This window comes from Olsenella uli DSM 7084 (assembly GCF_000143845.1).
GTDB lineage: Bacteria > Actinomycetota > Coriobacteriia > Coriobacteriales > Atopobiaceae > Olsenella > Olsenella uli.
The window spans coordinates 1,148,922-1,171,013 of record NC_014363.1; the positions used below are offsets into that span (position 1 = coordinate 1,148,922).

Consider the following 22,092-nt stretch of genomic DNA (forward strand, 5'->3'; position numbering starts at 1 on the left):
CTGTGCTTGGCCGTACGAAGGAGGCCGCCCTCGGCTTGGCTAGGCCGGGGGCGGCCTTCTTGGACGACGTGGCGCGCGGGCAGCGCCGGGAGCATCTACGGACAGGGTCGTTTTGCGCAGACCTCGTCTTGCGACGCTACGTCCGCACGCGTCGCGCCTGGCGTGTGCGTACGGGTGGCAGGCCCCGGGTGATCACGGCGCGAAAGTCGCAGCTGTCGGGGTCGCTTGTCGGGCAGGGACAGAGGTGCAGTGTGCCCTCCCAGTCGCTCACGAGCATGTGGTGCCAGCTGTGCCCGCGGTCCGTCCGTGTGAAGGCGGCGGCCTCCTCGAAGGAGGCGAGGTCTGCATTGGTGAAGTCATGGCGGTGGTGGCCCGTCCAGAAGCGCTCGAAGGACAGCTTCTCCATCTTGTGCAGGGTCGCGAGCCAGCCGTCAAGGCCAAGCGACTCGGGAAAGCATAGGCACATGATGGGTGTGACGGCATCTCCAGAAAAGAGGATCCCCAGCTCGGGACACAGATACCCCACCGAGTCCGCGGTATGCCCCGGCAGCTCGACCGCCGCAAGCGTGCGCCCGCCAAGGTCGAAGGAGGTGCCTTCCGCCACGCGGCGCACGACGGGGCGAACGCCGTCACGAGGCCCGAACGGCACACCCGCCTCGTCGGCCATGCCTGCCACGAGCTCGAGGCCTTGCCTCTCGCAGGCATTCCACGCGCCCGCGCACGCCGAACCCACCCAGCACTCGCGCGCAAAGTAGGCGCCTCCCACATGATCGGGATGGCAATGCGTGAGCAGCACGCGCAGCTGCTTCTTCTCGCCCACAAGGCCGCGCGCGAGGGAGACGACGTCTCCCAGGCCCGCCAGCGTGTCGACGAGCGCTGCCTCGCGCTCGCCCTCGACAAGGTAGCATAGGTCTCCGAGCGCATCCCCGATGCGCCAGAGCCTCTCGCCCAGCTCCTCGACCTCAAAGAGTCCGCCAGCCACCGCCGTCCCTTCCATACGGGCTTCCATATAAAAGCCTGCCTGCGCACGCAGGTCGACCAGGCCGTTGCCGGCTGATTCTAGTGCATGTCGCCCTCGGGCGCAGGATCGCTGCAAACAGTGCGGGCAAGGCTCTCGATCGGGCCCTGCGTGAGGAAGGTCACGATGTAGCAGGCAACCCAAACGGGGATGATGCTCTGCGCCCAGCCGATGAAGAGCACCGGAAAGACGGGGGCGCCGCCCAGCACGACGGAGTCGAGCAGCGTCATCACGATGTTCAGGATGACCGCATACCAGGTGTTGATGTAGGCGTTGACCCACAGGCCGAACTTTGCGCCATCGGAGGGCTTCGCGTGCCTCATGCCGAACGCAAACCCCGCATCGGGAATGTAAGGGACCATGCCGATGACGGTGGCACAGGCCCAGGCGACCACGAAGTTAATGGCAAACATCGGCCAGCTCCAACCAGCGGCGATGACATCCGCGGGGGCCTGCTTCCAGACGTAGATGGCCAACCACTCACAGAGCGCGCACAGCACGCAGGCCGTGAGGATGTTCAGCAGCGCTGCCTTGACGAAGCGTGTGGACCATTTCATGGGCATGGCGGAAACCTCCTGTGTATCAAGTCCTCTCCAAAGCGTGCGCTTCCCACGCACTCCCCTGCCTGCCGCTGCCGGTGGCAAGCAGGTCCAAGCTGCTGCTAGCTTACAGAGAGATCCATGACCCCTTCATATTCCCTGGCACAAAAAAGAGGGCGTCACAGGTCATCTGTTGTGCGCCCATACAATGACAGCCACCAATCGCTTGCGTCGATGCCCTCCATCTCTGGCAGGCCGATCGTCTCCGTCCATATGAACGCATCAGTAAATCGACAGTCGGTCACATACATTCGGCAGACGGGTTTTCTTCTCGCACATCTTGTATAGATATGAAGTAAGTGTGAAGAAAGTTAACTAAGGTCGCCCTTCGCTTAGGGGAAGGCGAGAGCCGTCTCCCCTTACAGCCATGTGCGTCCGCAGCATCGAATTCGCAGCGCTATTCTCGGCTTCAACTTGAAGGCCCCCCGGGCCGACGCCTCCATCTGCCGGCCCAGGCATACAGGGAAGGGACTGGCATGGCGTTTGACTTCACAGGCAAGACCGCCATCGTCACCGGCGGAGCCGGTGGCATCGGCAGCGAGATCGCCAAGGGCATCGTCGAGGGCGGCGGCCACGTCGTCGTGACCGACATCAACGAGGAAGCCGGCAGGGAGTTCGTCTCGTCCCTGGGCGAGGGCAGCCACTTCTACAAACTCAACATCGCCGATGCGGACGAGGTCCGTTCGACCGTGGGGCGGATCGTCAGTGACATCCCGGGTATCAACGTCCTCATCAACGTCGCGGGCATCATCTCGGCCAAGCCCTTCGAGGACATCGACGACGCCGAATGGAACCGCACCATCGGCATCAACCTCACAGGCACCTTCACCATGTGCAGTGCCATCTTCCCCCACCTCAGGGAGATTGGCGGAGGGCGCATCGTCAACGTCTCGTCCGTGGCCGGCAAGCTCGGCGGCGGCCTTCTGGGCACCGCGGCCTATGCGTCTTCCAAGGCCGGCGTCAACGGCCTCACCAAGGCAATCGCCAAGGAGGGCGGCGAGTACGGCATCTCCTGCAACGCCGTGTGCCCCTCGTTCACCATCACGGGCATGACCACCGCACTCCAAGATGACCCCGAGAAGAACGCCAAGGTCATCGGTATGATTCCCCTCGGTCGCGCCGCATGCCCGTCCGAGCCTGCCCAAATGGTGCTGTTCTTCGCGTACGACCTTGCCAGCTTCGTCAACGGCGAGATCGGCGACTGCGACGGCGGCATCGTGATGGACGGCTAAGTCCCATCCCGGATCTCCCTGTGGGACCCGGAACCAGATGGCTCCGGGTCCCATCCTCGTACGGGTTCGCCCAGGAGGCGCCGACCCAGGGAGACGCGCGGCGTCCCCGGCGTCCTGGGTTGCCCGACCACCTCCGTTTCCCGCATACAGAAAGGCATCACCTCATGCCAGAAGCAACCGCCGTACTCCAGCAGAGGGGAGGCTTCTTCAAGAAGCTCGGCAAGATTCCCGGGGCCAACATCCTCGTCCCCTTGCTCAGCGCCTGCGTCATCAACACCTTCTTCCCCCAGGCGTTCGCGCTGGGTGACAACCTGCTGGGCCTCTCCTCCATGGTCATCCTCGCCGCCTGCTCGGGAGCCAACAACTCGCTCTACGCCGGTCTCATGGGCGACTATGGCACCGAGGTCGAGCGTGGTGCCGTGGCCATCACCACGCTGGTCGTCGGGCCTCCGGTCACCATGATCGCCCTCGGAGCCGCCGGACAGGCGCCCCTTGGTTGGAGCCTTCTGGGAGCCGTGCTACCGATCATCGTGGGCATCATCCTTGGCAACGCCTTCCCCAGCCTCAAGAAGACCCTCTCGGCAGCGCTGCCTGGCATCATCATGATCGTCTTCTTCGCCATGGGATCGACCATGACCCTGGGCCAGATCGCCGATGTCGGCCTGCCCGGCATCCTGCTGGGCGTCATCTGCTCCGTGGGCGGCGCCATCATCAACGTCTGCGCCGACCGCCTCACGGGGGTACGGGCGTCGCGGGAGCAGCCATCTCGAGCTGCACGGGCGCCAACGTGGCAACCCCCGCAGCCATGGCGACGGTCAACGCCGAGAAGTTCGGCGGCGCCGTCCTCGCTGCCGCAAGTGCATAAGGCTCGCCTCGCCCCTATGGCATGGGACCGGGTCCGAGAGTTCTCTCGGGTCCGGTCCCTTTCATCACCTCAGGGGCCTCAAGCTCGAGGTAAATGACGTACCTGACAAAGCTTACACGGCGACGATGTTCACCAGGCGACCGGGGACGACGATGACCTTGCGCACGTCCTTGCCCTCGATCTGGCTGGAAACGGCCTCGCGGGCAGCAGCCTCGAGCTCGTCCTTGGAGGAGTCAGCCGCAACCTGGATTCGTGCGCGGACCTTGCCCTTGACCTGGACGGCAATCTCGATGGTGTCACTCTTCGCCTGCTCGGCGTCAAAGGAGGGCCAAGGCTCGTTGTAGACGGAGCCCGCAAGGCCCAGCGCCTCATGGTGGAGCTCCTCGGCCCAGTGCGGACAGATGGGTGCGAGCATGGCAACGATGTCGTGGGCGACGCGCCAGCAGAGGGCTCCGTCACGCCTCTCGGCGGAGACCTCGTTGGCGTACTTGGAGGCAGCGTTCACGAGTTCCATGACGGCCGAGATGGCGGTGTTGAACTGGCCGCGGTCGAAGTCTGACGTGCACCGCAGGCCCATCTCGTGCAAGACGCGGTTGAGCTCGCGCGCCTGTGGGCCGAGGGCGGCGGCATCGAGGACTACGCCCCTGTCGGCCGATCGGGCGAGCGTCCAGACAACGCGCCAGGCGCGCTTGATGAAGCGGTTGGCACCCGCCACGGCCTCGGGGTCCCAGTCGAAGTCCTTCTCTGGCGGGGCGATGAACAGGATGGCCAGGCGCATCGTGTCCGCGCCGTAGGGCTCGATGACGCTGGAGGGCGGCACGACATTGCCCTTGGACTTGGACATGGTGTCGCCATGCTCGTCCTTGACCATGCCTTGGCAGAGCAGGTTGGTGAAGGGCTCGTCCACGTCGAGCATGCCCAGGTCGCGCATGACCTTGGTCCAGAAGCGCGAGTAGAGCAGGTGCAGGATGGCATGCTCGATGCCGCCGATGTAGTTGTCGACGGGCATCCAGCGACGGGCGGCCTCGCGCGAGAAGGGCAGATTGTCGTTGTGAGGGTCGGCGTAGCGCAGGTAATACCAGCTGGAGCAGGTAAAGGTGTCCATCGTGTCTGTGACGCGCCGGGCTGGCCTGCCGCACCTGGGACAGGTCGTCTCATAGAACGGCGCATACTCGGCCAGGGTCTCCCCTGCCCCCAGGTCGAGGTCGTCGGGCAGGAGCACCGGCAGGTCCTCCTCGGGCACGGGCACGTCACCGCAGTCATCGCAGTGGATCATGGGGATGGGGTTGCCCCAGTAGCGCTGGCGGCTGATGAGCCAGTCGCGCAGGCGGAACTGCACCGTCTCGCGGCCGCAGCCATGCTCGCCAAGCCATTTGACGACCGCGTCCACCGCCTCGGAGTGCTTGCCGCCCTTGAGGCCGGTGAATTCGCCGGACTGGACCAGGTAGCCCTCGGCGACCATGGCGCGGTCCCAGTCGACGGAGCGGATGCGCAGCTCGCGCTCGTCTCCGAGCTCGGCGTAGAGAGGGTCGTCCTTCTCGCAGATGATGGGGGCGATCTCCAAGCCGTACTTCTTTGCGAAGTCGAAGTCACGCTGGTCACCGCAGGGGACGCCCATGACCGCACCGGTGCCGTAGTCCATCAGGACGTAGTCGGCGACCCAGATGGGGACTGGGCGGCCGTTGACGGGGTTGATGACGTAGCGACCGGTGGGCACGCCGTGCTTCTCGCGCTCGGACCCCTGGCGCTCGACGCTGGAGACCTTCTCGGTAGCCGCCCTGAGCTCCTTGAAGGCCACCTCGCACTGCGTGCCCGCAACCAGCTCCGCCGCAAGCGCGGACTCCGGCGGCAGTAGCATGAACGAGACGCCAAAGAGCGTGTCCGCACGCGTGGTGAAGACCGTCACCTTACGATCCGTGGGCGTCACGCCGTCCTCGGCGGCAAGCGCGAAGTCGATCTCGGCACCCTCGGAGCGACCGATCCAGTTGCGCTGCTGGGCCTTGACGTTCTCAGGCCAGCCATCGAGCCGGTCGAGGTCGCCCAGGAGCTCCTGGGCGTAGTCGGTGATGCGCAGGTACCACTGGGAGAGCTCGCGCTTCTCGGGTACGGAACCACAGCGCCAGCACCTGCCGTCCACGACCTGCTCGTTGGCAAGGACCGTCTGGCAGGTGGGGCACCAGTTGACGGGGGACGTGGCGCGGTACGCCAGGCCCCTCTCCCACATCTTGATGAACATCCACTGGCCCCACCTGTAGTACTCGGGATCGCAGGTGTTGAACATGCGGTCGTAGTCGTAGCTGAAGCCCATGCGCCTCATGGTCTTGACCGTCTGGGCGATGTTCTGGTGCGTCCACCTGGAGGCCTGCGTGTGGTGCTTGATGGCGGCGTTCTCCGCAGGAAGGCCGAAGGCGTCGAAGCCCATGGGGTGCAGCACGTCGAAGCCCCGCATGCGGGCCTGGCGGGCCATCGCGTCGCCGATGGTGTAGTTGCGCGCGTGACCCATGTGCAGGTCGCCCGAGGGATACGGGAACATCTCGAGCACATACCTCTTGGGCTTGGCGGGGTCCTCGTCGGTCTTGTAGAGGCCCTCGTCCTCCCAGACGCGCTGCCACTTGGTCTCGATGGCCTCGGCATCGTAGGCAGGGTAGCTGCTGTTGTCGGTCTTGCCCTCGCTCATGGTGGAAGCTCCTCGCTGCATGCGTCGCATCTTGTGACCGCATGATTCTAGCAGGTATGCGCCACGGGGACGTCACCGTTCGATCAAGGCGATCGAGAGAGGGTGCGCACAGATAGTAGCCAAACGACGGTCGCCCACAGGCCTTGGATGGCAAGTGATGTGCGCAGGCACGTGACAGGCAGTAGGTGGACGGGTTGGACGGCTGATAGCCAGCGAGGCGGCATGTCGCTGTCAGCTGCAACGTATCGCTGCCGCTGCAATGCGCCGCTGTCGGCTGGACGGCAGGGGAGCTTTTGTGAGTGGTAGTTGCAAAACGTTTCACAAAAATTACTCACCCGTCCGCCGAGTCCTCGAGAGCGGACCTGTGGGCAACTTCTGTGAAAACGGGCGGCCGCAGACTCACAAAAACTCGCCAGCTGTCCACAGGCTCCGGAAAACGACCTGCGAGCAGCTCTCGTGCTCGTCTCCCGGTGCAGCGTTCATCTTTTGTCATGCGCACCAGCCAGGCATGTCACATCGTCCAAGTCGGGCTCTACAGCGATCTCATGACGTCCAGCGTGTCGACAATCTGCCCGTCATCGGGGCTGTCCAGGTCACCTATCGGAGCGCCCATCACGACCACTATGTAGCGGTGGCCGCCCTTCTCCGCCAAGGTCGCCCAGCAGAGCCCCGCATCGCCCGTCGTGCCCGACTTGCCGCCCAAGATGGTAAAGCCGCGCGTGTCGTAACGCCCAAGCTTCGAGAGGACCGTGCTCTCGAGCAGGACGCCATCCGGATGGGCGGTGGTGGGAGAGCTGCCGAACTGCGGCGTGCAGAATAGGGTGCGAAAGTTCCCGTCCTCAAGGGCATGCCTGACAAGCGAGGCGACGTCGCGCGCCGTCGTGTGCTGCCCCTCGGCGTCCAAGCCCTCCACGTTCCTGTAACTGGTGTCCCTGAGGCCCCACTGCCCTGCCACCTCGTTCATCTCGGCCACGCACGCGTCGGTGCTTCCGCATGCGTTCTCGGCCAGGGACATGGCCGCCTCGCCACCACTGACGAGCATGGTCGCATACATGAGGTCCCGGAAGGTCGTCCGCTCGCCCGGGACGAACCCCGCCATGGAGCAGTTCCCCGTGACGGCACGTGCGTAGGCCTCGCTCGATACCGGCGCCAAGGACGAGAGGTCGTCCACGTGCCGCAGCGCCACATACGTCGTCATGAGCTTCGCGAGCGAGGCGGGGGCGCGCCTCTGGTCTCCGTTCACGCTGATGACCTCCCTGTCGTCGGTCACGTCGTACACGTAGACGCTCTGCGACCGCCAGGCACCGGGATGCAGGGGCCGCCGGCCTTCCTGGAGGACTGCAGGCCCGGCGGCACATGCGAGAGCGACCGTCGACAGGAGGAGGGCGGGGACCTTTCTCGCAAGGCCTCTCCCTGCACGCGTCCCACGGTAGTGTGCGCCAACGCTCATGCCAACCCCTCCCAACGGGACCTCATCGACATCCCCATTGTCAGGAGCTGCCCCTTAACTATCTCTCAGCAAGCCCTTAAGCCATTCTGAAGATTGGGGCCACCCCACGGCAGTTCGTGGATAATCAGGGCCGTGCGGGTGCTCGGAGCCAGGAGCGACCCTTGGGGTCGCCCGCACCCAGATTGGCAAATACGCAGACCGACAAGGAACCGATATGTCCGAACATGTGCTCGTTGTAGATGACAGCAGGGAGATTGCGGACCTCGTCACCACGCTGCTCGGGGCCGAGGGCATCCATGCCGATGCGTGCCACGACGGGGAGAGCGCCCTTGAGCGCTTTGCCGAGAGGGGCTATGGCCTCGTGATCCTCGACATCATGATGCCCGGCCTGGACGGGTGGGAGGTCTGTCGGCGCATTCGACGGACCTCGGCGGTGCCCGTCCTGTTCCTCTCGGCAAAGTCCGAGGAGATGGACGTGGTCAGGGGCTTCTCCCTGGATGCGGACGACTACATCACCAAGCCCTTCAAGCCGTTCGAACTGATCGCCCGCGTGAAGGCGCGGCTACGCAGGGCCGCCCGGCCCGACGGCATCCTCTGCGCCCAGGGCATCGCGCTCGAACCCCTGACGCATAGGGCCACCCTGCACGACCTGGAACTCTCGCTCACCCCAAAGGAGTTCGGCATCCTCGAACTCCTGCTCAGGAACGCAGGCAGGCCCGTACCGAACCGTATGATATACGAGGAGGTATGGCGCGATGCGTACCTCCCCTCGGCCAACAACACGGTCATGGTGCACATCAGGAACCTGAGGCACAAGCTGGCCGGCATCGATTCCTCGGCACACCCCATCCAGACCGTGTGGGGCGTCGGATACAGGGTCGCTGACGGCAGGCTGGAGGCAGGCGAATGAGGCAGAGGCTCAACCGGCAGTCCCAGCAGCTCTTCAGGAAGACGTTCGTGCGCATGCTCGTTGCACTCGTCGTGTACACGGCGGCGTTTGCCGCGCTCGCGCTCTGGGCAAACCTCTCGGTGTTTCCCTCGATCGCGGAGGGCATCGCCGAGAGCGCCCATTGGACCGAGGTCAGCCAGGAGCGCTACCGACAGATCAACGCGATGGGCCAAAGCACGACACTCGACGCCTGGCCGACGACGGATGGTAGGTACATGGCACGCGACCTTAGCGACTACCGGCGATTCCAGCAGCTGAAGATGCCCGCCGTGTCCGTCGCATACACGCTTGGCGCCGTAGCCCTCCTGTTTGTCACGCTCCGCCGCTCCTTCTCGTACTTCGACGAGCTCTCGAACGGGGTCACATCCCTTCTGGGCGATCCCGAAAGGCAGATAGAGCTGTCCGATGACCTTTCCCTCACGCAGGGCGACCTCCTGCGAATCCAACGGAGGGCCCTCTCAGATGCCAAGGCGGCCAAGATGGCCGAGCAGAGGAAGGACGAGCTCGTCGCCTACATAGCCCATGACATCAGGACGCCTCTCACGACCATCCTCGGCTATCTTGACATCCTGCGATCCACGCCAGACCTTCCGAGCGACGCGCGAGGGCGCTACGCCCAGATCAGCTATGACAGCGCGACCAGGCTGAACGATCTGCTCGACGAGTTCTTCGAGGTGACCCGCTACAACCTGCAGTCAATTCCCCTGAAACGCGAGGACACGGACGTCGCGCTCCTGTGTCGGCAGGTGGAGGAGGAGCTTCATCCGGACTCGCAGGCAAGGGGGGTCGCCATCGCCCACGGCGGACCGGACGAGCTCGTGTGGTTCATCGACCCCGAGAAGTTTGCCCGCGTGCTCTCTAACGTCCTGAGAAACGCCATCGCCTTCGCCTCGCCAGGAACCACGGTCAACGTGGACGCTCGGACCAAGGAAGGGGGGCTCGTGGTCTGCGTCACCGACTGCGGCAGGGAGATATCGGCCGAACACCTGGGACTGATCTTCGAGAAGTTCTATCGCGAGGATGGCGCACGCCCGGCAGAGCGTGGCAGGGCCGGATTGGGCCTTGCCATCGCCAAGGAGCTGGTCGTGGCCCATGGTGGTGACATCCGTGCAGCCAGCAAGCTGGGCGAGACGACCTTCACTATCCGCATCCCGGGCGCAAGGGTCGCATCGGCGCACGCGATATCCGAGAACGGAACCTGACGGGACGAGCCCGTTGGACATGGCTGGACCGCCTCCCATTCCTTGGACATGGGAATGGGAGGCGGCTTTGGGGCGGTCAAGCTTTTTCCCGACACCTTTTGAGCACCTCTATGCCGCGCACCCTCGGCTGCGGCTGGGAGTCGTGAGGGGCGCTTGGGTCAATTCCGGGTCGTCACTCCTCGACCTTGGTCGGGAGGAGAGCACCGCAGAGCAGAGAGACCACGAAGGCGCCCATGCCAAAGAATAGCGTGGAGGACTGGATGCCGGTGGCGTTGGGCAGGAAGGCGCCCATGAACGTGCCGAACGAGGGCCCGATGCCCATGATGATCAGGGTGGCAAGGCCCCAGATCTTGCCAAGCGAGGCGCCGCCGAAGACGGTGCCGGCATAGCCGGCCGCACCACCAGGCTCGATGCCCCAGTAGATGGCAAGGATGATCATGCCGAGGCAGACCAGGGGGATGTTGCCGGTGAGGGCGAGCAGGCAGCCAATGATGCCGCAGGCGGGAGCGATGACGAGCATGATCTTACGGGCGCGACGCTCGTCACCCATCTTGCGGACCAGGTTGTCAGAGAACTTTCCCGTGAGTGGCATGGCAAAGATGCCCGCCAGGCCGATGAGCATGTAGATGAGGTTGCCCAGGGGGATGGTGCCCAGCAGTGGCGTGCCCTCCATCGGGAAGATCTTGTCCCAGCCAAAGTTGTTGGCGAAGAACAGGACGATCTGGGACCAGATCAGGAACTCGCCCATGACGGCAAACATGAACGCAAAGATGTCGAGCCACAGGGCCTTGGTCCTGAAGGCCTCGCCAAGGGACCAGGAGCGGGCGGGCTTTGCGGAGGCGGCCTTCTTGGGCAGGGAGTCAAAGCCAAAGGGCTTGACAGGGCTGCCCCCCTCGTCCTCCAGCTTGTCAGGCATGGGCTTGGCCACCAGCGCGGCGACGATGAGCATGACGGCCATGATGACGGACAGTATCTTCATGCCCACGGACCAACCGGCGTCCTTGAGGACAGGCGAGATCACGATGGTGAGGAGAAGCTGGGCCATGGGAGCGCCCATGAAGGCGAGACCCCAGGCGGAGCCGTACTTTGCGCCGACGTACCACTTACGGCAGGAGATGGTCGAGGAGACCCAGAGCATGCCCGTGCCGATGCCGGCGAAGATGCCATAGGTGACCAGGTACACCGGGAAGGCGAACGGGGCGCCCTCTGGTATGAACGAGGTCAGGAAGAAGCCGAGGAAACAGCAGATGGCACCGATGAAGTAGGTGGGACGGGTACCGCGAGAGTCGATGAGCCTGCCACTGAAGAAGGCGGTGATGGCGTAGAAGGTCATCATGAAGCAGTAGCCGAGGGAGGCCTGGGTGGAAGTCCAACCCATGGCGCCCATGAGGTCCTTCTGCATGATCGAGAAGGAGGAGCGGTATCCAAAGAGGCAGAAGACTGCGAGCCAAGCGGCGATGACGGTAAGGGTACCGAACCTCTTCGCGGTCTCCTTGGAAATCTTTTCCATTGACAACACCTGTCCTTTGGTAATGTTGCGTGACTTTGGGTAAAGCTAGCGACCATCAGAGGAGAGGGCTGCGGCAAGCGAGCTGTACTTGGAGGCGAGCTCCTGGTTGCCAGCACGCTGGTACATCTGGCCGCAGTTGATGCAGAGCATTGGCAGCTGGTCCTCGAGGGCACCGTTTTGCCGTGCCTGGTCGATCAGGTCGGCGAAGGCGTCCGCCGCCGCCACGAAGTTGCCCATGCGGAAGAAGATCATGGCCCTGAGGTTCAGCGCCTGATAGAGCAGGTCCCCGCGAAGCGCGTCGGGGGTTCCATCGACCAGGAGCCCCTCAACGGAGTCCAGGGCTTCCTTGGGACTCCCAAGCTGTGCCAAGGTGGCGGCATGGTTGAGCACCATCGATATGAACTCGCTCGATCCCAGGCCAATCTTGCCCATGGCGTCGACGGACTTCTTGGCGGCGGCACTTGCGCCCTCCTCGTCACCCTGGCGGGCAAGGATGACCGCCCTTGCGTCGTGGAGCCTGGACACCACCTCGAGCACGTCCTTGTCATTGTCCGTCCTCTCGGCGATGGACTCGGCGGCGTCCAGGACCTTGGAGGCACCCTCGAGATCATTGGCATCGATGCGAGCGTAGGCCTCGTTCACCTGGACGCGCACCTGCGCGAAAGTTCCCAGAAGGCCTGCCTGCTCGAGATACCCGCCGATCTCCTTGTAGGTGGAGAGGCACTTGTCCCACAGGGAGAGGCCGCGATAGAGGCTGGCCAGCTCGCTTGCGCAGCTGATCAGGCCGCTGTAGAGGTTGTGACGGAAGGCGTCATCCTCCCTCTGCATGGTCTCCTCGGACTTCCCACAGGGGCAGGAGGCGCCACTGCAGGTCATGACCCCACCGTCTTCGAGGCGCTTGATCTCGCCTAGAAGATAGGCTTCCAGAGCGGTGGGATCTCCGGTGGTGGTGTACTTGTTCACGGACGCGGCAAAGCTTGTCGGATCAAAGAGCATGGGAATCAATCTCCTCACGTCCCCGTCGGGGCCTGTCGGCCTAGTGGGCTAGTGGGTCACTCCGCCCTAGAACGGAGTGTCGTCGCCAACGTAGCAGGCAATGCCGGCATCGAGATACATGTCCTGGAGCTCGCTCATGCGCTCGTCGTCCATGTCGCCCTTATTGGCGTATTCGTATTCAAGACCGAGCTGTTCCCACTTGGTCTGGCCCATCCTGTGGAACTTCAGGAGGTTGATCTCATAGAGGTCGTTCTCGTTCATGAAGTCGATGACCTGCCTGGCGTTCTCGTCGGAGTCGTTGTATCCGGCGATGGTGGGCACGCGCAGAACCAGACGACCCGGCCAGTTTGTCTGGGCCAGGGCAGATATGTTCCTGAGGATCTGCTTGTTGCTGACTCCGGTACCCCATACATGAGCCTCGTCGTCCATGTTCTTCATGTCGACGAAAGCGAAGTCGATGCGCTTGAAAACCTCCAGGAAACGCTCGGTGGAGGTAAAGCCGGAGGTCTCGATCGCGGTGTGTATCCAGGTCTTGCGACAGCCCTTGAGGACTTCGACCAGGAAGTCCGACTGCATGAGCGGCTCGCCACCGGTGAAGGTGACGCCGCCATCAGAGCCCCAGTTGCTGCGGTCGCGGTCGAGGACCCCAAGGAGCCCGTCCACGGTCATCTCGCGAACCGGCTGCTTGAGGGCGCCGGCGGCACAGCTGTTGACGCACTCGATGGTCTCGCACTCGAGGCAGGCCTTCCAGTTGAAGGAGGGACCGGCCTCGTCGGACACCGCCAGGGATCCGTGGGGGCACGCGTCGCGGCATGCCCGACACCCCTGGTCCCACTTGCAGGTACGCTCGGCAAACATAAGCTGCTTCCTGGGCCTCTGACTCTCCGGGTTGGCACACCAGCGACATTCGAGCGGACAGCCGTCGAGGAAGACGTTGGTTCGGCAGCCAGGTCCGTCATGGACGGAATAGCTCTGGATATCAAAGACCATGCCAGTGAGCTGTTCACTCATGGGAATCGCTCCTGCAGTTCCTCGCAATGGACAAAGGGTAAGGACCAGCGACGCCCCCTGCCATCGGAACCAGTCCGATGGCAGGGTCGGACGGGGCCTACCTAGTTACGGGCAAACTTCTCGCACGAGAAGGAGCCGCAGTCGCCATAGGCCCACTCCTCCTTGTCGAATCCCTTGCAGACGCCAATGCCGTGGGAGTCGGGGTCACAGAAGCACTTGCAGAACTTGCAGAGGAAGCCCTCCTTGAAGGTCTCGGGGTCGGCCTCGCCATCGTACGGGATAATCTCCCGGGTGCGCAGGTCCATGCCCTTCTCGCAGTCGAGCGGCAGATAGTACAGGCTCTCGTAGTTGTAGTGCGCCATTATGTTCACCAACCAATCGTCGTAAGCGTCAGATGCGGGTGCGTCTTCCTACTGGTCGTACTCGGTGCGGTAGATGACCTCGTCCTGGATGGGCTTGCCGATCTCGCACCAGTACTGGGTGAAGCCTGCGACGCGGACCATGAGGTCGCGGTACTCCTCGGGCTTCTGCTGGGCAGCGCGCAGCACCTTGGAACTGGTGATGTTGAACTGCACATGGAAGCCGCCCTTGCGCATGTAGGCACGGATGACGTCGAGGAGCTTGCGGGTGCCCTGGGCGCCCTTGACGGCCGTCGGGTGAATCTTGACGTTCATCTGAGCGTTCTGGCACATGGAGTGGTCATAGCAGGTGGCGGACTCGAAGACGGCGTAGATGCCGTTCTTGTCGGTGGCGGCGGCGGCGGAGACGGAGCCGTCGGAGTAGGTGGTGCCGGCAAGGCGGCCACCGGCGTCGGCCAAGGTGATGGCGCCCTGCGGACCATGCGTGGAGACGGAGATCTGGCACATGTAGAGCGGCTTGCCCATGTAGGACTTGCAGGCCGGGACAAGCTTCTTCATGAGGATCTCGTAGTCGACCATGAGGCTGTCGACGTAGGGGTCGGCGTTGCCGAACTTGGGGGCGTTCACGCAGTCGAAGAAGATCTTCTCGTACTTGGGAGCATCCTCGGTGGCCTCGCGATGGTCGGGCGAGAACACGCCGGTCTCGAAGGCGGTCTTGAACCCGAAGTTGTTGAGGAGGGCGTCGGTCATCTCCTCGATGGTGTACTTCTTCTCGTCATAGACATTCTTCTTCAGCGATGCCATGGCGTTGATGAAGGTGACGGTGCCGCAGGATTCGAAGTTGATGGTGGCGTTATAGCGGCAGCCCATGTTGGAGAGCGTCTGGCCCTTGGCGAAGCAGTCGGGCTTCAGCAGGGAGGCGACGGTCGGCGGGTTGATCTTGCGCCAGATGTCCATCTGGATGTTGTTGACCCTGTTGGAGATCTCGAGGAGCTCCTCCATGTAGGCGCTCCAGACATCCCAGACGTCCTGGAGGGTCTCGAGCTTGTTGTTGTGGGGCTCGAAGACCTGGATGCCGGTCCGCACGTCACGTCCGTTGGTGAGGACGAGCTCGAGCATCTTGGGCAGTCCGGTGAAGTGGATTCCGGTGCCAGCGGTGGGACCAGCGCCACCAGGAACCATGGTGACCTTGCCGTCATAGTGCAGCGGCAGGAAGGTCCCGGGAGAGGACTCGAGGCAGCCGCCGAGCATCCAGGCGCGGGCGTCCTCGACGGTCATGTCCTCGTCGTGGTAGTTGCGGAGCATGTAGTTCATGCCGGTCTGGTTGTTCATCCACGCGGGGTAGCCCATGCCACCCTTGCAGCAGCGGGCGGCCTTCATGAGGAAGTCCTCGGGGGTCTTCTCGTCATAGAGGACGGAGAGCGTGGGCTGGGTGGTCTTGCCGCGCGTGCCGGCCTCGACGATGAGGTACTCGAGCGGGGTCACGGCGGTCAGGCCGTCAAGGCCCAGGCCACCAAGGCCAAGGTTGTTGAAGGTGTTGCCCGAGAGAACGCCACCGGTGACGCCAGAGGAGGCGAAGCACTCGATCGAGGTGATCTTGATGCGGTAGAGCTCGAGCAGCTCGATGGCGTCTTCCTCGGTGATCTTGCCCTCGCGGAGATCCTTGGCGTAGAACGGCTGCAGGACCTGGCCGATGCGGCCGATGGACTGACCGGACTGGGGGTCCTCGTTGACGACGGCGAGGTGGAGCAGGAAGGTGAGCTGAAGGGCCTCGCGGAAGCTGGAGGGCTGCTTGTGAGCAATGTTGTGCATCACGACAGCGATATCCTCGTAATCCTTCTTCTGCTGGGGGTCGGTCTCGAGCTCAGCCTGGAAGGTGGCCCTCTTGGCATAGTTCTCGGCCCACTGGATGAGGCCCTTGATGATCTCCTTCATGGCGATGTAGTAGTAGCCACGGCTCATGCCGAGGACGCCGTCGCCGTTGTCAGCCTCGCCCAGGAGATCGGCGATCTTCTCGTCGCACATCTCAAGCAGGCGGTCAAAGCCGTACTCGAGAGGCATGTAGTAGTTCATGACCTCGCGGCCCTGAGGGATGGCCCAGGAGTCGAACATGACCAGGACGGTGTCGCGATAGCTCTTGTACTTGTAGTAATCAGGGATCATCGCAGAGTACTCGGCGGTCTTGACCTCGACGGAGTTGGTCATCCAGTAACGGGCGACCTTGACGAGGACGGGGATCTCCTCCTTGCGCAGACCGAACTTCTGGGCGATGGAGACGACGTTGCCGAAAGACTTGGTGACGTTGCCACCGCCGGCACCGACCTGGGAGACGCTGTCGGCGGCGGAGAGGGCGGGGGCGTCGGCCTGGGCGAGAAGGGCCTCGGCCTGGGCGTTGAAGAAGGAGGCGTCGACCCAGGGGAAGCAGAAGGCGCCACGCCAGTTCTTGGTCTTGTTCATGACGAGGAGCTCACCCGGCCAGATGGTCGGAGTCATGTGCGAGAGGGCCGCTGCCTCGGACTTGGCGCGGCGGATCTCGGGAAGGTCGCCGTCGTTCTGCCACCAAGTGCGGTTGTACCAGTACGGATACTCCATGTCGATGGTGTTCTTCAGGACATAGTAGATGTCCATGAGCTTGGTGAAACGCGGAGACGGATCAGGAATGGGCTCCTCGGAGTAATCCTCCATGGCGTCGACGTCCAAGGAGCGGAAGCGATTCCTGTCCTCAAGGATCTCGTTGATCTTTGCCTGTTTGCTATCCACTTTCTTACCCCCTCAAAACTTGCACCAGCAACGAAATGCCAAGATGCCGATGGCGTCCCATGCCCTTCACCCCCCTAGTCCGGCGCCATCGTACGCACCAACGGTCAGCCGACGGGCTGACCCAAAACCTCGAAAGAGCAGCGTGCATGCCGCCCTTCATACATAAAATAAGAACTTAAATTTCCCTCTCGTCACTGGCTGCCAGTCTACGTTCCCAAATTTGCGTAATGTAGGGCAAATTGCACAGATTGATACGGCCTGAAGTTAGATAATGTAAACATTATTCATTTTTATGGCATCTGCCTGCTCTTTATTTGAAAGCCTCGGATTACTTGCCAGAGTGAAATTTGCACATTAGCTTATTTCGCTGCGCTAAACGGTACTTTTCGAACGACGGGCGGTAAGCGTCGATCACTTCCTAAGATGCATTTCGGAGCAGCCGCCCCGCCACAGGGGGCTTCGATCGTCCGCCTGGCAACCGCTTGGATTGCCTCTCCCCCGGCACGTATATACTCAGGGGGCCTTCCTTTGAGAGGCCCATCGTCAGAAAAGGAGACAGGCGTGCCGAATTCCCTCGAGATGATCGACGAGGCCTGGGAGCGCTTTCGCAGGGAGCCCGAGAGGCTCGAGACCTATCTTGCCGAGCTGCTTGACAAGATCGAGCGGGAGCGGGGTGCCGTCTCACCTGACTTCGTGACCGTCTCCAACGAGCTCGGGTCCTTCTACCGCACACATGCCATGTACGAGAAGGGCGAAGAGGCCTTCCTGCGCGCCCTCTCCTCGATAGAGCGGCTGGTGGGGCGCGGCGACTACTATGCCATCTGCATGGGCAACCTTGGCGAGCTCTATCGCCTTTGGGGCAGGCCCGAGGATGCGGGGCGCTGCCTTGACATCGCCGAGACCTGCTTCGAGGACAAGGGTTCGGCCGAGTTTGCCGCCTGCCTCAACTACCGCGGGCACCTCTGCTCCACCATGGGACGTCTAGAGGACGCCCGCAGGCACTACAGGCATGCCCTTGAGCTGGTGTCGGCCATCGAGGGGCACGAGTACGAGGTGGAAGCAGCCCTTGGCAACCTCGCGAGCGCCTGCGAGGCCTTGGGAGACTATGAGGAGGCCTACGGGCTGCTGCTTCGTGCCAAGGCCTTCTATGATGACGGGGCGCTTGCCCCGCGGGCGCACTACGTGTCGCTCCTCAACAGCATCGCCCTGGCCCTCGAACGGCTTGGGAGGGACGGGGAGGCGCGCGAGGTCTACCTCGAGGAGATCGATGCCATGCGGACAACGCCCGTGAGCCCTGTCGACGCTGCCGTGTCCTTTGCCAACGCAGGGGACTTCTTCCACCGGACGGGCGACACCAGTCGGCTCGCGCAGATCAAAGACGAGCTCGGGCACATTGCCGCGACGCCTGGCATAGGGGACAACCACATCGTGCTGAGGTCGCTCGAGAGGGCGAGAGCCTGGGAATAGGGTCGCACCGCATTGGATCCGTTCGGGCCTGGGTGCCCTGGCGGTGCCCTGCGCGCCGCGACCTAGCTGATCTGGAGGCCATCGTCCTCGCAGTCAACGTGGATGACGTCACCGTCGTCCCAGTCGCCGCGAAGGATGCCCTCGCTTATCGGGTCTTCCAGCCTCTGCTGGATGACCCTGCGCAGGGAGCGGGCGCCATATTTCTCGTCTATGCCCTCCTTGGCAAGGAGCCCCTTGGCCTCCGGCGTGACCTCGATGCCCAGACCCCTACCTCCGAGCCTCTCAAGGAGGTCGCCCAGCATGAGATCGACGATCTTGATGCCGTTCTCACCAGTGATGCGATTGAAGATGACCTGGCGGTCGATACGGTTGAGGAACTCGGGGCGGAACATCCTGGAAAGCGAGCTGGTGACGTCCTTGCGCACGGCCAGGGCGTCCGCCTCCTCGGTGGTGGGCATGAAGCCCACGGTACGGTCGCGCATGATGTCGCGGGCACCCACATTGCTGGTCATGATGACGATGGCGTTGCGGAAGTTGACCTTGCGCCCCTGGCCGTCGGTGAGCCTGCCCTCCTCAAGCACCTGCAGGAGGATGTTGAAGACGTCGGGATGGGCCTTCTCCATCTCGTCGAAGAGGATGACCGAGTATGGGTGCAGCCTCACCGCCTTGGTGAGCTGACCCCCCTCGTCGTAGCCCACGTATCCGGGAGGGGCCCCGATGAGCCTGGAGACGGCGAACTTCTCCATGTACTCGGACATGTCGAAGGTGATGAGGGAGCCCTCGCTGCCGAAGAGGAACTCGGCCAGCGCCTTTGCCAGCTCGGTCTTACCTACGCCAGTGGGGCCCAGGAAGAGGAAGGAGCCGCCGGGACGGCGCGGGTCGGACAGGCCGGCACGCACGCGTCGTATGGTCTTGGACACCACGGACACGGCCTCGTCCTGGCCGACCACCCTGCGCTCCAGCGCCTCCTCCATCTTGAGCAGGCGCTTGGACTGCTCCTCGGTGAGGCGGGAGACGGGCACGCCCGAGGCCTCGCTCACGATCTCGGCGACGAGGTGCTTGTCCACCACGACGGCGCCTTCGGAAGCGAGCCCGGTCTCGCCCGCCTCGCCCATGGTGGACTCGTAGCACAGACGGGCGCCGGCGGCATCCATGACGTCGATGGCCTTGTCGGGCTGGTGGCGACCGCTGAGGTAGCGGCCGGAGAGCCCGACTGCGGACTCGAGGGCCTCGGACGTGTAGCTCACGCCGTGGAAGCTCTCGTAGCGCTCCTTCAGGCCGTCGAGGATGAGCAGGGTCTCGTCGGAGTCGGGCTCCTCTATGGTAAGGGGCTGGAACCTGCGCTCGAGGGCGGGGTCGTTGGTGAAGCGCTTGCGGTACTCGTCGATGGTGGTGGCACCGATCACCTGGATGTCGCCACGGGAGAGGGGTGGCTTCAGGATGGACCCGGCGTCCACGGAGCCCTCTCCGGCGCCGGCGCCGATGACCGAGTGAATCTCGTCGATGAAGAGGATGACGTTGCCTGCCCGCATGGCCTCCTGGATGCAGCCGCGCATGCGCCTCTCGAAGTCGCCGCGGTACTTGCTGCCCGAGACTATGCTGCCAAGGTCAAGGGTGATGATCCTGACGCCTTTGAGGTAGGAGGGAACCTTGCCGACGACGATGAGGTCGGCCAGGCCCTCGACCAGGGCGCTCTTGCCCACACCAGGGTCGCCCAGGATCAGCGGGTTGTTCTTGCGACGGCGGCCCAGGATCTGCATCAGCTGGCGCATGTCGTCCTTGCGGCCGATGACCTCGTCAAGCTCCCCCTTGGCGGCACGCTCGGTGAGGTCGGTGCCAAACTCCTCCAGGGTGCCGAAGGACGAGCCCTCGTCCTCCGAGATGCCGCTGCTGCGTATGGCCGACACGGCGGCAAGCGAATCCTCCTCGAGGATGCGACGCAGCTGGTGCATGTCCACGCCCATGGTGGACAGGATCTGAAAGGCCAGACACTCCTCGACATCGAGGATGCCCCAGAGGATCTGTTCGGTGGAGATGAGGATGGAACGTATCTCCTCCGCATGGCGCTTCGCGTGCTCGAGAACATGGGTGGCGTTGGGGGTGTAGCTCAGGCCGAGGTAACCCGCATGCTGGCTTGCAAGCTCGCCGTCCGTCCTGGACAGGGCGGCCATGACGCTGCCATAGCGCACCCCGAAGGCGCCAAGGACGCTTGAGGCGGCGCCCTCGTCCCGTAGGAGCGAGAGGAGCAGGTGCTCAGAGCCCACAAGATGCTGGCCGAGCGAGCTTGCGATCTCTCTGGACCGCGCCATCGCCTGTTCGGCACCGTTGGTCAGGTTGCTGAGTCTCATTTGGGCCTCCTGGTTGGGCACGCTTTCGTCAATTATGGGGCTACGGAAGTCTCGCACGCGGCAAAGGGATGCAAGTTGCACCGTTCGGCTGGCCAGAGGAAGCGTTTGTGGCTATGTTAGTGAGGGATTGTCTTGAGCCTGGATATCCTATGCAGGATGAGCGCGTCGTGCACCAGCCCAAACAAGGAGGATGGGAGGTGGCCTTGGAGTTCAAGGAAACTCAGATATATCCGTTCATTGCGGGACACCCGGATGGCTACAGGCTGATTCATGTCGAGAAGGGCACGAACTTCTGCCCCGCGTACGACAATAGCTATCCGATCTGGTACCTGGTCTCGGGAGTGGTGGATGACTGTGCCACCTCGCACAGGGGACGCACCATCATCGTCGACACCAACTTCGATGACGAGTTCACGGGGCACCTGAGCAACCACTACGGGCAGAACTTCTATTGCTCGTCCATCGCACGGACGCCCTGCGACCTCGTGAGGATATCGCCCAGGTTCTTCAACGAGACGCTGATGAAGGATCCGGGCTTTCGCATGCTCTTCTATTTCAAGACCAGCGTCCGACTGTACGAGATGTTCAAGCTCAACCTGACGTACGACCTCTTCAGCGACAAGAGGGTCTTCTCGTACTGGCTCATGGAGAACGCACGGGATGGCGTATGCGAGATCTCCAGCGCGAGCACCACCAGCAAGAAGCTGAAGATGAGTCGGCGTAACTTCTACAACATACTTTCCAAGCTCAAGGAATACGGGATAATAGAGCGCTCGTCCCCCAATGAAATCACAATCATTGACCAGGACGCACTTGAGGAGCTGGCCGCACCCGTGTCAGCCTTCATGAACAACGAGCTCTGACGGTACCCTGGCGCGCCACGCGCAGTCTGTGCATCCCATGCACAGACTGCGACGACGGCACATGCCGATGGGAGAGACGAGAGAACGCCCCGAAGGGAGATCGCTATGACAGGCAGGTTCCGCGCCGTCCCCCGCCAGGGAGGCCTCGCCAACGTTCGCGTCAAGCTCTGTGACTACTCGGCCATCCAGCTGAGCAACGAAGACTATGCCTTGGCACGCCAGGAGGCCGAGAGTGGTCCCGAGGAGTTCCGCGACACCATGTACGGACACTTCCTCTGCTCATACTATGTGAGAAAGGTGACCAGGCAGAGCAGCGTCAGCGTTCCCAAGCAACTTGCCAGCAGCCGTGCCATGGCCATGGCCATGGAGATCGAGAGCCGTCTCGCGGCCGACTCGCACTCGCTCGAGGACTACTACAAGGCCATGGGCACAGACGAAAAGGGCTTCATAGCCGACCTTGAACGCGAGGCCACCGAGCAGATAAAGTCGCGGGCCGTCCTCCTCGCCATCGCCCGTGCCGAAGGCATAGACGCCACCGACGAGGAGTACGCCAGGGAGGTCGAGCGTCTCTCCACACGCTATCCCCTCTCACGTGAGGAGCTTGAGCGATTCCTCCAAAAGGGCGGCGAGGCCACGGTGGTGCGCGAGGACATCGCCATTGAGAAGGCGTCGAGGCTCGTAACCCAGCTCATGCTGAGGCACGCCCCCAAGGACTGAGCGCGCTCCCTCGGGAGGCGGGTGCGGGAGAGGCGCCGCTGCCCCGGTATAGGCCAGCCCAAGGGCGGT

The 22,092-nt window shown here is 63.2% G+C and carries 17 protein-coding genes; 7 read left to right on the forward strand and 10 right to left on the reverse strand.

Going from position 1 to position 22,092, the window contains the following annotated elements; translation table 11 throughout:
• Positions 1–136 precede the first annotated feature (136 nt).
• A complete protein-coding gene (locus OLSU_RS05105) occupies positions 137–997 on the reverse strand; it encodes an MBL fold metallo-hydrolase (protein ID WP_041548923.1) in 861 nt (286 codons plus the stop codon).
• Positions 998–1,059: 62 nt separating this feature from the next.
• The gene (locus OLSU_RS05110; RefSeq protein WP_013251882.1) at positions 1,060–1,581 is read right to left on the reverse strand and encodes a hypothetical protein; all 522 of its coding nucleotides are present in this window, start codon (positions 1,579–1,581) and stop codon (positions 1,060–1,062) included.
• A gap of 512 nt (positions 1,582–2,093) precedes the next feature.
• On the opposite strand from OLSU_RS05110, the gene OLSU_RS05115 reads away from it, so the two are divergent.
• Complete coding sequence (locus tag OLSU_RS05115; protein WP_013251883.1) at positions 2,094–2,849, forward strand: SDR family NAD(P)-dependent oxidoreductase; 756 nt, start codon at positions 2,094–2,096, stop codon at positions 2,847–2,849.
• A gap of 164 nt (positions 2,850–3,013) precedes the next feature.
• Positions 3,014–3,811, forward strand: a complete 798-nt coding sequence (locus tag OLSU_RS05120; protein ID WP_013251884.1) for a 2-keto-3-deoxygluconate permease — start codon at positions 3,014–3,016, stop codon at positions 3,809–3,811.
• Positions 3,812–3,826: 15 nt separating this feature from the next.
• On the opposite strand, the gene leuS is transcribed toward OLSU_RS05120, so the two are convergent.
• Together leuS and OLSU_RS05130 are read right to left on the reverse strand one after the other, a co-directional pair.
• Positions 3,827–6,391, reverse strand: coding sequence for a leucine--tRNA ligase (gene leuS / locus OLSU_RS05125; protein WP_013251885.1), 2,565 nt, complete (start codon positions 6,389–6,391; stop codon positions 3,827–3,829).
• A 532-nt stretch (positions 6,392–6,923) separates the two neighbouring features.
• A complete protein-coding gene (locus OLSU_RS05130) occupies positions 6,924–7,841 on the reverse strand; it encodes a D-alanyl-D-alanine carboxypeptidase family protein (protein ID WP_013251886.1) in 918 nt (305 codons plus the stop codon).
• A gap of 214 nt (positions 7,842–8,055) precedes the next feature.
• Between OLSU_RS05130 and OLSU_RS05135 the strand changes: the two genes are divergently transcribed.
• Entirely contained in the window at positions 8,056–8,751 is a 696-nt protein-coding gene (locus OLSU_RS05135) for a response regulator transcription factor (protein ID WP_013251887.1), read from the forward strand.
• Entirely contained in the window at positions 8,748–9,992 is a 1,245-nt protein-coding gene (locus OLSU_RS05140) for a sensor histidine kinase (protein ID WP_013251888.1), read from the forward strand. Before OLSU_RS05135 ends, OLSU_RS05140 begins: the two co-directional genes overlap by 4 nt.
• A 172-nt stretch (positions 9,993–10,164) precedes the next feature.
• Here OLSU_RS05140 and OLSU_RS05145 read toward each other — a convergent pair whose 3' ends face one another.
• The 5 genes from OLSU_RS05145 to hpdB all read right to left on the reverse strand — a co-directional run bounded on the left by OLSU_RS05145 (position 10,165) and on the right by hpdB (position 16,628).
• Positions 10,165–11,502: an MFS transporter gene (locus OLSU_RS05145; RefSeq protein ID WP_013251889.1), complete on the reverse strand. Its 1,338-nt coding sequence runs from the start codon at positions 11,500–11,502 to the stop codon at positions 10,165–10,167.
• Positions 11,503–11,547: 45 nt separating this feature from the next.
• Entirely contained in the window at positions 11,548–12,498 is a 951-nt protein-coding gene (locus OLSU_RS05150) for a hypothetical protein (RefSeq protein WP_013251890.1), read from the reverse strand.
• 66 nt (positions 12,499–12,564) lie between these two features.
• Positions 12,565–13,509: a 4-hydroxyphenylacetate decarboxylase activase gene (gene hpdA, locus OLSU_RS05155; protein WP_013251891.1), complete on the reverse strand. Its 945-nt coding sequence runs from the start codon at positions 13,507–13,509 to the stop codon at positions 12,565–12,567.
• A gap of 101 nt (positions 13,510–13,610) precedes the next feature.
• A complete protein-coding gene (gene hpdC, locus OLSU_RS05160; RefSeq protein ID WP_013251892.1) occupies positions 13,611–13,871 on the reverse strand; it encodes a 4-hydroxyphenylacetate decarboxylase small subunit in 261 nt (86 codons plus the stop codon).
• A gap of 48 nt (positions 13,872–13,919) precedes the next feature.
• Positions 13,920–16,628, reverse strand: coding sequence for a 4-hydroxyphenylacetate decarboxylase large subunit (hpdB, locus tag OLSU_RS05165; RefSeq protein WP_013251893.1), 2,709 nt, complete (start codon positions 16,626–16,628; stop codon positions 13,920–13,922).
• A 561-nt stretch (positions 16,629–17,189) separates the two neighbouring features.
• Between hpdB and OLSU_RS05170 the strand changes: the two genes are divergently transcribed.
• On the forward strand, positions 17,190–18,095 hold the full coding sequence (locus tag OLSU_RS05170) for a tetratricopeptide repeat protein (protein ID WP_013251894.1): 906 nt from the start codon (positions 17,190–17,192) through the stop codon (positions 18,093–18,095).
• A 62-nt stretch (positions 18,096–18,157) separates the two neighbouring features.
• Here OLSU_RS05170 and OLSU_RS05175 read toward each other — a convergent pair whose 3' ends face one another.
• Positions 18,158–20,443 carry an ATP-dependent Clp protease ATP-binding subunit gene (locus OLSU_RS05175; RefSeq protein WP_013251895.1) on the reverse strand — a complete coding sequence of 762 codons (2,286 nt, stop codon included), beginning with the start codon at positions 20,441–20,443 and terminating at the stop codon, positions 18,158–18,160.
• Positions 20,444–20,646: 203 nt separating this feature from the next.
• Between OLSU_RS05175 and OLSU_RS05180 the strand changes: the two genes are divergently transcribed.
• Together OLSU_RS05180 and OLSU_RS05185 are read left to right on the forward strand one after the other, a co-directional pair.
• Positions 20,647–21,306, forward strand: a complete 660-nt coding sequence (locus OLSU_RS05180; protein ID WP_148219057.1) for a Crp/Fnr family transcriptional regulator — start codon at positions 20,647–20,649, stop codon at positions 21,304–21,306.
• Positions 21,307–21,411: 105 nt separating this feature from the next.
• Positions 21,412–22,023 (forward strand): trigger factor, encoded by a 612-nt coding sequence (locus OLSU_RS05185; protein WP_041548924.1) that lies wholly within the window; start codon positions 21,412–21,414, stop codon positions 22,021–22,023.
• Positions 22,024–22,092 lie beyond the last annotated feature (69 nt).